The organism is Streptomyces sp. NPDC051963, assembly GCF_044593495.1.
Classification (GTDB): Bacteria; Actinomycetota; Actinomycetes; order Streptomycetales; family Streptomycetaceae; genus Streptomyces.
This window is the reverse complement of sequence record NZ_JBIUCC010000005.1, coordinates 670,239-682,686: the sequence shown is the minus strand read 5'-3', so window position 1 is coordinate 682,686 and position 12,448 is coordinate 670,239. Positions and strand designations below refer to the sequence as shown.

6 protein-coding genes are annotated in these 12,448 nt (G+C 71.7%); all 6 read right to left on the bottom strand.

The annotated features are described in order from the left end of the window. Positions 1-5 precede the first annotated feature (5 nt). The gene (locus tag ACIHFB_RS23870; RefSeq protein ID WP_400127833.1) at positions 6-1,682 is read right to left on the bottom strand and encodes an alpha/beta hydrolase; all 1,677 of its coding nucleotides are present in this window, start codon (positions 1,680-1,682) and stop codon (positions 6-8) included. Between the two features lie 190 nt (positions 1,683-1,872). Beyond that, positions 1,873-3,078, bottom strand: a complete 1,206-nt coding sequence (locus tag ACIHFB_RS23865; protein ID WP_400127832.1) for a DNA polymerase III subunit delta' — start codon at positions 3,076-3,078, stop codon at positions 1,873-1,875. A 126-nt stretch (positions 3,079-3,204) separates the two neighbouring features. Next, positions 3,205-6,477, bottom strand: a complete 3,273-nt coding sequence (gene tmk, locus ACIHFB_RS23860; RefSeq protein WP_400127831.1) for a dTMP kinase — start codon at positions 6,475-6,477, stop codon at positions 3,205-3,207. 153 nt (positions 6,478-6,630) lie between these two features. Next, on the bottom strand, positions 6,631-9,471 hold the full coding sequence (gene topA / locus ACIHFB_RS23855; RefSeq protein WP_400127830.1) for a type I DNA topoisomerase: 2,841 nt from the start codon (positions 9,469-9,471) through the stop codon (positions 6,631-6,633). 248 nt (positions 9,472-9,719) lie between these two features. After that, positions 9,720-9,917: a hypothetical protein gene (locus ACIHFB_RS23850; protein ID WP_365273024.1), complete on the bottom strand. Its 198-nt coding sequence runs from the start codon at positions 9,915-9,917 to the stop codon at positions 9,720-9,722. 153 nt (positions 9,918-10,070) lie between these two features. Beyond that, a complete protein-coding gene (locus ACIHFB_RS23845; protein WP_400127829.1) occupies positions 10,071-12,317 on the bottom strand; it encodes a serine/threonine-protein kinase in 2,247 nt (748 codons plus the stop codon). Between the last annotated feature and the right edge of the window lie 131 nt (positions 12,318-12,448).

Below are 12,448 nucleotides of genomic sequence, written 5' to 3'. Positions count from 1 at the left end.
GTGGGCTATGAGCAGCGCTTTCCTGTGGTCGGCGGGGTGCCGCGGAGCAGGTAGGCGTTGATCGTGGAGTCGATGCACTTGCTGCCGCGGCCGTAGGCGGTGTGGCCGTCGCCCTCGTAGGTGAGGAGGCGGGCGGAGGAGAGCTGGCCGGACAGGGCGCGGGCCCAGCGGTAGGGCGTCGCGGGGTCGCGGGTGGTGCCGACCACGACGATCGGGGCCGCGCCCTTGGCCTCGATGCGCTGCGGTCCGCCCGTGGCCGCCACCGGCCAGTACGCGCACGGCAGAGTCGCCCAGGCGAGGCCCTCACCGAAGACCGGAGAGGCCTTCTCGAAGGCGGGGAGAGCCTTCTGCACCTCCTCCGGGGTGTCGAAGGCGGCCGGGAGGTCCAGGCAGTTCACGGCGGCGTTGGCGAACATCAGGTTCGTGTAGCGGCCGTCGGCGTCACGCTCGTAGTAGCTGTCGGAGAGGACGAGCAGGCCCGCGCCGTCCTTCTCCTTCATCGCCAAGGTCAGCGCCTCGCGCAGTTGCGCCCACGCTCCCTCGTCGTACATCGCGGCGATCACGCCGGTGGTGGCGAGGGACTCGGTGAGCGTACGGCCGTCCGCGTCCCCGGTGGGGATGGGCTGCGCGTCGAGCTTCGCGAAGAACGCCTTGAGGTTGTCGCCGACCTTCGCCGGCGTCGTGCCCTTGCCGCCGAGCGGGCAGTCCGACTGCTGCACGCAGTCCTTCGCGAAGGACTGGAACGCCGTCTCGAAGCCCGCCGTCTGGTCGAGGTTCAGCCTGCGCGCGGGCAGCGACGGGTCCATCGCACCGTCGAGCACCAGCCGGCCCGCCCGGTCCGGGAAGAGTCCCGCGTACGTCGCCCCGAGGAACGTCCCGTACGACGCCCCCACGAAGTTCAGCTTCCGGTCCCCCAGCGCGGCCCGCACGATGTCCATGTCCCGCGCCGCCTCGGCGGTGGAGACATGGCGCAGCAGCCGGGGCGCGTCACGGCCGCAGCCCTCCGCGAACTTCTTGTACGCGTCGACGAGTTCGGTGGTCTCCTGCACGTCGTCCGGCGTCGTGTCCGTCCGCGTGTAGGTGTCCATCTCCTTCCCGTCCAGGCATTCGACCGGCTCGCTCCGGGCGACCCCGCGCGGGTCCACCGCCACCATGTCGTAGCGGGCGCGGACCTCCGCCGGATAGCCGATACCGGCGTACGCCTGTAGGTAGCCGATCGCCGAGCCGCCCGGACCGCCGGGGTTCACCAGCAGCGACCCGACACGCTTGCCCGGTCCCGTGGCTTTCTTCCGGGCCACGGCGAGCTGGACTTCGCCGGCGTCGGGCTCGTCGTAGTCGAGCGGCGCCTTGATCGTGGCGCACTCGAACCCTTCCACCCCGCAACTGCGCCAGCCCGGCTTCTGCCCGTAGTACGCCGAGAGCGCGGCCGGCGTCGCCCGCGGCAGCGCGGCCAGTGCCGCCTCGGCCGCCGTACCGGCCGACGTCGTCGCGCCGCCGGAGGAACAGGCGGAGGCGAGGAGGGCGACTGCGGTGAGCAGTGCGGCGGTGGCGGCAGTGGCTGTGGTTTTACGGGTGGGGCGGGTGGGGCCCGCCGTGTCCGTAGCGTCACGGGCATAGGGCTGGGGCTGGGGCTGGGGCTGAGAGCTCCGGCCGGCCGGTCGGGAGGCGCGCCTGATGTGCATCCAGCGAGCGTAACCCTGCGCGATGGATTGGTTGCCGTCCGTGCAGGGCGTGGCTCGCATGTCCGCAGGTCAGGTCTCGGTCGGATGCGGGGTGTGCGGAGTGCCTCGTACGAGTTACGTCGTCAACATGTCGGCCGCTGCTCCTACGGTCGCGTCGGCCACCCCACAGTTTCGGGGTGCCGAGCGACCGTCAGCCCGCTCTCAGTGCCATCGTCATCGCCTCCACGGCGAGGAGTGGGGCCACATTGCGGTCGAGGGCGTCTCGGCAGGCGGCGATGGCCTCGATGCGGCGGAGTGTGGACTCGGGGGACGCGGCGCGGGCGAGGCGCTCCAGGGTGTCCTCGGCATCGGCGTTGGCGATGGCCACGCGGGAGCCGAACTGGAGGGCGAGGACGTCGCGGTAGAAGGCGGTGAGGTCGGTCAGGGCGAGGTCGAGGCTGTCCCGCTGCGTACGCGTCCTGCGGCGTTTCTGCTTGTCCTCCAGGTCCTTCATTACGCCTGCCGTGCCTCGCGGCATGCGACCGCCCTGGGACGCGCCCATGGCCGCCTTCAGCTCCTCGGTCTCCTTGTCGTCCATCTCTGCGGCGAGTTGCTTGGCGTCCTCGGCTGCCGCGTCGACGAGTTCCTGGGCGGCCCTGAGGCAGCCGCCCACGTCGTCGACCCGCAGCGGCATCTTGAGCACGGCTGCCCGGCGCTCGCGAGCCGCCGGGTCCGTGGCCAGGCGGCGGGCATGGTCGATGTGCCCCTGAGTGGCACTGGCGGCCGCGGCGGCGATCACGGGCTCGATGCCCTCACGTCGTACGAGCATGTCGGCGACGGCGTCGACCGAGGGCGTCCGCAGGTTCAGGTGGCGGCAGCGGGAGCGGATGGTCGGCAGCACGTCCTCGATGGAGGGGGCGCAGAGCAGCCAGACGGTGCGGGGGGCGGGCTCCTCGACCGCCTTGAGGACGGCGTTGGCCGACTTCTCGTTCAGCCGCTCGGCGTCCTCGACGAGGATGACCTGCCAGCGGCCGGTCGCCGGCGAGGTGAACGACTTACGGACGGTGTCCCGCATGTCGTCCGCCAGAATCTGCGCGCCGACGGCCACGACGGTGCTGACATCTGCGTGCGTGCCGATCAGTGTCGTATGGCAGCCGTCGCAGAAACCGCAGCCGGGGGCTCCGCCGAGCGCACGGTCCGGGCTGACGCACTGGAGCGCGGCGGCGAAGGCCCGCGCCGCCTGGGTGCGGCCGGAGCCGGGCGGGCCGGTGAACAGCCAGGCATGCGTCATCTTCGACGCCTCGGGGGGCGGCGCGTCCGTGCCCGCGGCGGTGACCAGGGCGTCGGCATCGCGGGCGGCGGCATCGAGCTGAGCGCTCACCTTCTCCTGCCCCACCAGGTCATCCCATACGGTCATGGGTCACCCGCCCCTTTCGTCATGCTCCGTGCTGTGCCATCCATTGTGGCGGGTGGCACTGACAACGGGTCTCCAGAGACGACTCGGTGCGGCGCCCTGGGTCCCCGGGCGCCGCATCGACCGAGCTCAGCGGCGCCGACCGCGCCCCCGCCCCCGCTCGTCGTCGAACTCCTCGTCGTCCTCGCGCGGTCCGAGCAATTCGTCCGCCAGCGTCGGCAGATCGTCCAGCGGCGTCTCCTCGGCCCAGTCGGACCGCGTCCGCCGCTTGGGCGCCGCCTCCGCGTCGACCTGAGGCATCTCGCGCGTACGGTCCTCAGTCCCGTCCGGCTGCGCCCCCGTCCGCTCGTCCCGGAAGAGCCCGGGCGGAACCCGATCCGAAGGGTCCTCCCCCCGAACAGGCGGAAGCACCGCGGTCTCGTCTGCCGCGCCCGGCGTCACGGGAGGAAGCACCGCAGTCTCATCCGCAGCGCCCGGCGTCACCGGCGGAAGCACCGCCGTCTCATCCGCCGCCCCCGGAGCCACCTCGGGCTTGGGCAGCTCGGCCGTCACCTCGGACTCGCCCGCCCCGGAGGAGCCGGCCTTTCCGGAAGAACCGGCCCCGGAGGAACCGCCCTCGGCCGCATCCCCCCGCACCGGCCGCAGCACAGCCGTCTCTTCAGCCGACCGCCCGCGAGCCGCGTCCTCCGGCGTCACAACCGGCGTGGGCACAGTCACCGCATCCGACACCGCACCGGGCGCCGCCGCCTGCGGCGCCGAAGGAGTGGTCGCCTGCGGAGGTCCCGCCTCCGCTGCGGCCGCCGCCTGCTCCGCCAGCCTGCGTGCCTCCTCGGCCCGCAGCAGCGCCTCCTCGGCCTTCCGCTGCTTCTCCACGCGCCGCGCTTCGGCCTCGGCGCGCAGCCGGGCCTCTTCCTCGGCCTGCTTGCGCCGCCGGTCCTCGTCGGCCTTGCGGCGGGCCTCCTCCTGGGCGCGGGCCGTCTCTTCGGCGAGGAGTCGGACCTGCTCCTCCTCCGCACGCCGACGCGCTTCCTCGGCCCGCTGCCGGGCCTCCTCCGCCTGCCGCTCGGCCTCGCGCCGCTGCGCCTCCTCCAACTCGCGCCGCTTGCGCTCCTCCTCCTCGGCGCGCAGCCGCTCCAGCTGCTCCTGGCGCTCGCGCTCCAGTCGCTCCTCCTCGGCCTTGCGGGCCGCCTCTTCCTCAGCCTTGCGCCGGGCCTCTTCCTCGGCCTTCCGGCGTGCCTCCTCCTGGGCCTGGATCTCGGCCTCGGACAGCGGCAGCATCTGGTCGAGCCGCGCCCGGACGACGGTCGTGACGGCCTCGGGCTCCTGGCCCGCGTCCACGACCAGATACCGCCCGGGGTCGGCGGCGGCCAGCGTCAGGAAACCGGACCGCACGCGTGCGTGGAACTCGGCGGGCTCCGACTCCAGCCGGTCCGGCGCCTCCGTGAACCGCTCGCGCGCGGTCTCCGGCGAGACGTCCAGCAGAACGGTCAGGTGCGGCACCAGTCCGTCCGTCGCCCATCGGTTGATGCGGGCGATCTCCGTCGGGGACAGGTCACGCCCCGCCCCCTGGTAGGCCACGGACGAGTCGATGTAACGGTCCGACACGACCACCGCGCCGCGCTCCAGCGCGGGCCGGACGACCGTGTCCACGTGTTCCGCGCGGTCCGCCGCGTACAGCAGCGCCTCCGCCCGGTGCGACAGTCCCGCCGACGACACGTCCAGCAGGATCGACCGCAGCCGCTTGCCGACCGGCGTCGCCCCCGGCTCACGGGTCACCACGACCTCGTGTCCCTTGGCCCGGATCCACTCGGCGAGCGCCTCGGCCTGGGTGGACTTCCCGGCGCCGTCGCCGCCCTCCAGGGCGATGAAGAATCCAAACGTGGCGGGGACCGTCTCGGGGTCGTCGCCGCCGAGCAGCGCGTCCCGCAGGTCCTGCCGCAGCGGCACACCGGAGCGGTCGTCGGCCTTGGCGAGCACCAGCGCGGCCACCGGCAGCAGCAGCGCGCCGACCAGCATCAGCGTGAACGCGGCGCCGCCGTGCGCGAACACGAACTTGCCGTTCTCCAGCCGGTGCGGGCCGATGAGCGCCGCCACCAGGGGGGCGATCAGCGCGCCGAGCGCAACGAAGACCCGTACCACCGCGTGCAGATGCTCCGTCGTGCGCGCCCGGCGGTAGTCCTCGGCCTCCTGGTCGAGCAGCGTGTGCCCGGTGTTGGCGGCCACGCCCGCGCCGATGCCGGCCAGCGCGACTATCAGCAGCACGGAGGTCAGGTCCGGGACGAGCCCGGCGGCGAGCAGCGCAACCCCGGTGAAGGCGATGGCCAGCGCGAACAGGCGGCGGCGCGACAGGGAGGGGAGCACCGAAGCTGCCGTACGGATGCCGACGACGACGCCGCCGGTCAGTGCGAGCACCAGCAGCCCGTACGTCACGGGGCCGCCGCCCAGGTCCTTGGCGTGCAGCACCGACACGGCGACGGCCGCGGCGATCGCCCCGGCCACGGCGCCGCAGGCCAGCACCAGCAGGGGCAGCGCGCCGGTGCGGCCCTTGTCGTCCGTGCCGGTGCCCGTCTTGGGTCGGCGCAGCCCCTCGAGCGGCGACCGCGCGCGCGGGGTGCGCGTGTCGGGCAGCTCCAGGAAGGTCAGCACGGACAGGGAAGCGGCGAAGAGACCGGCCGCCACATATGACGCGAGGGCGGCCTGGTGCTGCTCGAACCAGTCGATCCCGGCACCCAGCAGGTTGTTGAGCAGGCCCGCCGCGATCAACCCGACGGCCGCGAGAGGGATCGCCACGAAGGTCGTACGGATCGACAGGCGCCGCAGGGCGTCCAGGTGGTCCGGCAGCGGACGCACCGTCGCCCCCTCCAGGGGCGGGGCCGGCAGCAGCGCGGGCGCCGCGCTCTCCCGGCACACCGTCCAGAAGCGCTCGGCGACTCCGGTAACGAAGACGGTAACCAGGAGGACGGCCAGTGCGTCGTCCGGCATCCAGTCGATCCACAGCGGCGCGACGATCAGCAGCGCGGCCCGCAGTCCGTCCGCGCCGACCATGGTCCAGCGGCGGTCGAGCGGGCCGTCCTGGGACGTGAGCGAGGTGAGCGGGCCGAGCAGTACGGCCCCGAAGAGCAGCGTGGCGAGGACCCGCACGGCGAAGACGGTCGCCACTGCGAACGCCACGCCCCGGTAGCCGCCGCCGAACGAGCCCTCGGCGATCGCCGCCTGGAGGGCGAGGAGGACCAGCACCAGCAGTGCCAGCACATCGCCGACTCCGCCCACGAGATGTGCGCTCCACAACCGCTTCAGCTGCGGTTCGCGCAGCAGCGCGCGGACGGCACGCTCGCGGGAATCCGCGACCAGGGTGTCGTCGGGGGCCGGGTTATGGGCCGTTGGCTGCTCGGCTCGCGTCATGCGTTCAGCCTATCGGCAGCCACCGACAGCCCGCCGCGCCCACCCGAACGTGCGCACGCCCCGACACCAAAGTGTTGCCGGGGCGCGCCTTTTGCGAACCAGAAGTGAAGAAGCGGGCACTCACTCCACTCGCGGAGAGCCTCAGGGAGAGTCTCAGTCCTCCGACGCAGACTTGGCAGCCGTCGCCTTCTTGGCCGCCGCCGTCGTCTTCGCGGCCGTCTTCTTCGCCGTGGTCTTCTTGGCGGCCGTCGTCGTCTTCTTCGCGGCGGTCTTCTTGGCGGCGGTGGCCTTCTTGGCCGGAGCCTTCTTCGCGGCCGTCTTCTTCGCCGTCTTCTTGGCGGGCGCCTTCGCCCGCTTCTCGGCGAGCAGTTCGAAGCCGCGCTCCGGGCTGATCTCCTCGACACTGTCGCCGGACCGAAGTGTCGCGTTGGTCTCGCCGTCGGTGACGTACGGCCCGAAGCGGCCGTCCTTGACGACGACGGGCTTCCCGCTGACCGGGTCCTCGCCCAGCTCCTTCAGCGGCGGCTTGGCGGCTGCCCGGCCACGCTGCTTGGGCTGGGAGTAGATCTCCAGCGCCTCTTCAAGGGTGATCGTGAAGAGCTGGTCCTCGGTCTGGAGCGAGCGCGAGTCCGTGCCCTTCTTCAGATACGGGCCGTAGCGGCCGTTCTGCGCGGTGATCTCCACGCCCTCGGCGTCCTTGCCGACGACACGCGGCAACGACATCAGCTTGAGGGCGTCCTGAAGGGTCACCGTGTCGAGGGACATCGACTTGAACAGCGAGGCCGTACGCGGCTTCACGGCGTTCTTGCCGGTCTTCGGGGTGCCCTCCGGGAGCACCTCGGTGACGTACGGGCCGTAGCGGCCGTCGCGGGCGATGATCTGGTGGCCCGTCTGCGGGTCGGCGCCCAGCTCGAAGTCGCCGCTCGGCTTGGCGAGCAGTTCCTCGGCGAGCTCGACGGAGAGCTCGTCCGGGGCGAGGTCCTCAGGCACGTCCGCGCGCTGGTGGAACTCGGAGTCCTTCTCACCACGCTCCACGTACGGGCCGTAGCGCCCGACCCGCAGCACGATGTCGTTGGCCACGGGGAACGACGACACCTCGCGCGCGTCGATCGCGCCCAGGTCGGTCACCAGCTCCTTGAGACCACCGAGGTGGTCACCGTCGCCGTTGCCGGCCTCCGCCGCACCGCCCGAGCCCGTGCCCTCGCCGAAGTAGAACCGCCTCAGCCACGGCACGGACTGTGCCTCGCCGCGCGCGATGCGGTCGAGGTCGTCCTCCATCTTGGCGGTGAAGTCGTAGTCGACGAGCCGCCCGAAGTGCTTCTCCAGGAGGTTGACCACGGCGAAGGAGAGGAAGGACGGCACGAGTGCCGTGCCCTTCTTGAACACATAGCCGCGGTCGAGGATCGTCCCGATGATCGACGCGTACGTCGACGGGCGGCCGATCTCGCGCTCTTCGAGCTCCTTGACCAGGCTGGCCTCGGTGTAGCGGGCCGGGGGCTTGGTGGCGTGCCCGTCGACCGTGATCTCCTCGGCGCTGAGCGCGTCGCCCTCGTTGACCTGGGGCAGACGGCGCTCGCGGTCGTCGAGCTCGGCGTTCGGGTCGTCGGCGCCCTCGACGTACGCCTTCAGGAAGCCGTGGAAGGTGATCGTCTTGCCGGAGGCGCTGAACTCGACGTCTCGGCCGTCGGCGGCGGCGCCACCGATCTTCACGGTCACGCTGTTCCCGGTCGCGTCCTTCATCTGCGAGGCGACGGTCCGCTTCCAGATCAGCTCGTAGAGCCTGAACTGGTCGCCGGTCAGGCCGGTCTCGGCAGGTGTGCGGAAGCGGTCGCCCGAGGGGCGGATCGCCTCGTGGGCCTCCTGCGCGTTCTTGACCTTCCCGGCGTACGTCCGCGGGGACGACGGCAGGTAGTCGGCGCCGTACAACTGCGTGACCTGGGCGCGGGCGGCCGTGATCGCGGTGTCGCTCAGCGTCGTGGAGTCCGTACGCATGTACGTGATGAAGCCGTTCTCGTACAGCTTCTGCGCGACCTGCATCGTGGCCTTCGCGCCGAAGCCGAGCTTGCGGCTGGCCTCCTGCTGCATCGTCGTCGTACGGAACGGGGCGTACGGCGAGCGGCGGTACGGCTTGGACTCGACGGACCGGACGGCGAACCGCGTGTCCTCCAGGGCGGCGGCCAGCGCGCGGGCGTTGGCCTCGTCGAGGTGGAGGATGTTCGCGCTCTTGAGTTGTCCCAGGGAGTCGAAGTCGCGGCCCTGCGCGACCCGCCTGCCGTCGACGGTCTGGAGGCGGGCTACCAGCGACGACGGGTCCGAGGAGTCCCCCGCGCGGCCGGTGGCGAAGGTGCCCGTCAGGTCCCAGTACTCAGCAGAACGGAACGCGATGCGCTCGCGTTCCCGCTCCACCACGAGCCGAGTGGCGACCGACTGGACGCGGCCGGCCGACAGCCGCGGCATGACCTTCTTCCACAGGACCGGCGAGACCTCGTAGCCGTAGAGGCGGTCGAGGATGCGGCGGGTCTCCTGGGCGTCGACCATGCGCTGGTTGAGGTCGCGCGGGTTGGCGACGGCGGCGCGGATGGCGTCCTTGGTGATCTCGTGGAACACCATGCGCTTGACCGGGACCTTGGGCTTGAGCACCTCCAGGAGGTGCCACGCGATGGCCTCGCCCTCGCGGTCCTCATCGGTGGCGAGGTAGAGCTCGTCGGAGTCCTTCAGCAGGTCCTTGAGCTTCTTGACCTGCGCTCTCTTGTCGGCGTTGACCACATAGATCGGCTCGAAGTCGTGCTCGACGTCCACGCCGAGCCGACGCACCTCACCGGTGTACTTCTCGGGCACCTCTGCGGCGCCGTTGGGGAGGTCGCGGATGTGCCCGACGCTCGCCTCGACGACGTATCCGGGGCCGAGATAGCCCTTGATCGTCTTCGCCTTGGCAGGCGACTCGACGATGACGAGTCGGCGGCCGCCCTGTGCGGTCTCGCTGGTCGGGGACAACTTCGCTCTTCTCTCCGGTCGACACTGGGGTCAATCCCCAGGCCTTGGTTCCCGGGGTCGGGTCATGCTGACGCTGCGGAGTGTGACGGTACATCCCGCCCCCGTGTCAAACGGGAAAAGCCCGCAACGGCCACTCGAACGGTAACCCGACTCCCGCCATTCCTGCCGCCCGGAGTGCCCACCGGCCTTTTCGAAGCTATCCGGAGGATGACCTCCTAATTATTGAAGTCCCTGTCCTGGGACGGTCCTCAGACGCGGGTGAAGCACCACGTTCCGAGGACCAGCGCGATCACCGCGGCGACGGTCGCGAGGGTCACCGATGCGACAGGGCTCACACCCTGGGCCACGGGTTGGCGATGCCGCACACGGACCGCCGTCCACACCAGCAGTCCGCCCCCGAACAGGGCGAACACCACACCCGCGAAGATCGCCGGTCCGCTCTCCATGGCTTTTTGTGCCCCTTTTCTCCCGTCCGTACCTACCCCGGTGCCGGGAGGCTGGCACGGACGGACGGCGGCCCGGCGAACCTCAGGTGAACGAGGGACCGACGTCTCAGTGGATCCCCGCCGGCGGGCCCCCGGACCGGTCCCGGCCCGGCCTCAGACCGATCCGGGCGCGGGTATCTTTCCGGTCGTCTTCTCGTCGTCGGCACGGCTCACCGTGCACACGATCTTGGTGAAGCCCAGTTCCCAGTCGTCCTCGTCGGCCACCCAGCCGTAGACGGTCCGCTCCGAACCGGGTGCCCAGGTCGACTCGAATTTGTTGCGGCACAGCTTGGTCGAGTTGTCGCCGCCCTTCTTCTGGCTCATTCCGCTCGGCGCCTGAACAGCGCCTATGACCTGGTCGGTGTGCGGTTTGGAGCATTCGGTGAGCGGTGCTTTGTAGCCGTCCTCCAGTTCCTCGTAGACCCAGCAGTCGCCGACGCTCATCTGTCCGACCCACAAATCCGTGCCCGCGTCGCGGAAGCTGCCCACTTCGCCGCCTATCGCGGCATGGCGGCCCAGTACGAGACATGCCGTACCGCTGTTGGCCGTCGTGAAGCCCTCCTTCGTCGGTACGACGGCGTAGCCGGCCGCGTCCGGGAGCGCCTCGGTGACCGACCGGGTCTGGTTCTCGCAGCGTTTCGCGCCCTGGGTGCGGGCATCGTCGTAGTCGCCGGCGGTGTCCACCGCGACGACCTGTCCGTCCGGCCAGTCCTCGGCGCAGTCCACGACCCCGAGGTTCGGCTCCGACTTGAACGGCGCCCCCGTCCAGACCGCCTGCACACAGTCGCCGGTCTCCAGGGCATCGGTGAGGCCGATCACTTCGCCGTACGGATACACGGGCCCGGCCGGCGGTTGCGACCCCTGGGACGACGCGCTCGGCGACGGCGAGCTCTTCGTCACGGCGCGCTTGCCGCCACCGTCATCACCGGTCAGCGACACGGCCGCCCAGGCACCGCCGGCGACGACGAGGACGGCGGCCACGACGAAGGCGATGAGCGCGAGGCGATTCCTGGCAGCGGGGGGTGGGGGCGGAGCGCCACCCGGACTGCCGGGGAAGCCTCCGGCATACGGCTGTGGAGTGCCGCCGTACGACGGAGGCGCGCCGCTCCCCGCGTACGGCGAGCCCGGCATCTGCGCATACGGGTTGCCGGGGTCGACGGCACCCTGGGGTCCGGGCTGCCGCCAGACGTCGTACGGCGTCGCCCCGGGCGAGCCGCCGTATGTCCCGCCGGGCGTCACCGGACCGCCGGCACCGGGACCACCGGGCGCGACCGGCGCACCGGGGCCGGGGCTGCCCTGACCGCCCCCTCCCGGAGTGGCCGGACCGCCGGCAGGAGTGTGCGGCGTCTGTGGGGTGTTGGGAGTCGGAGGCATGCCAGGTGTCCAGGGCATGCCGGGCGGAGCCGCCACGAACCCCTCCGGCGGCGGCCCGAAACCCCCCGCCACGGGCGCCGCGCCCCATCCGGGCGCCCCGGGGAACCCCGAGCCCGCCGCACCCTGCAGCACCCGCTCCAGCCCCCGCACCACCGCCTCCGGCGCCGACCTGCGCACCGGGTCCTTCACCAGCAACCCCTGCAACACCGGCGCCAGTTCCCCCGCGCGGACCGGTGGCGTGGGTTCCTCGCCGAGCAGCGCCGTCAACGTCGCGTAGTCGCCGTGGCGGTCGAAGGGGCCGCGTCCCTCGACCGCGGCGTACAGCGTGGCGCCGAGCGAGAACAGGTCGGCGGCCGGTGTGGGCGGCTCGCCGCGTGCCCGCTCCGGGGCGAGATAGCCGGGCGTGCCGAGGATGCCGGCGGTGGCGGTGAGCCGGGGTTCGCGGGACTCGGGCTGGAGGGCGATGCCGTAGTCGGTGAGCAGCACGCGCGCGTGCGGGTCGCCCGAAGCGTCCGGCGCCAGAAGGATGTTGGCCGGTTTCACATCCCGGTGGAGGATGCCGATGCGGTGCCCGGCGGCGAGTGCGTCGAGGACGGCGAGCCCGACACGGGCCACCTGGGCGGGCAACAGCGGCCCCGAGCTCCGTACGACCGCCTGGAGGTCGACCGCGTCCGGCACGTACTCCATGACGATCCAGGGCAGTCCCTCGTGCACCACCACGTCATGCACCGTCGCGACATGCGGATGGCCGCGCAGCCGTGCCGCGTGCCGGGCCTCGCTGCGGGCGCGGGCGATCCTCTGGGCCGGCTCGCTCGCGTCCATCGGCACATCCGGAAGCGCGATCTCCTTCATCGCGACCTCGCAGGCCAACTCCTCGTCGTACGCGAGCCACACGCGGCCCATGCCGCCCGCGCCGAGCGCGCTCAGCAGCCGATACCGGCCGTTGATGACCCTGCCTTCGCCTTGATCCGGCGTCTCCCCCGACATCACGCCTCCCCCGAGACAGCGCGCCTCCCCCGAGAACGCGTGAGCTCTGTCTCTCGAAGGTAGCTTCGCACGCACCACTGACAGGAGACCTTTTCCGGATCAATCCCGCCAGAGCGGACGCATGCGCATCA

Excerpts from the sequence above, each read along its gene's own strand:
- ACIHFB_RS23865 (WP_400127832.1), bottom strand. The coding sequence starts at position 3,078 with ATGACCGTATGGGATGACCTGGTGGGGCAGGAGAAGGTGAGCGCTCAG.
- tmk (WP_400127831.1), bottom strand. The coding sequence starts at position 6,477 with ATGACGCGAGCCGAGCAGCCAACGGCCCATAACCCGGCCCCCGACGAC.
- ACIHFB_RS23870 (WP_400127833.1), bottom strand. The coding sequence starts at position 1,682 with ATGCACATCAGGCGCGCCTCCCGACCGGCCGGCCGGAGCTCTCAGCCC.
- ACIHFB_RS23845 (WP_400127829.1), bottom strand. The coding sequence starts at position 12,317 with ATGTCGGGGGAGACGCCGGATCAAGGCGAAGGCAGGGTCATCAACGGC.
- ACIHFB_RS23850 (WP_365273024.1), bottom strand. The coding sequence starts at position 9,917 with ATGGAGAGCGGACCGGCGATCTTCGCGGGTGTGGTGTTCGCCCTGTTC.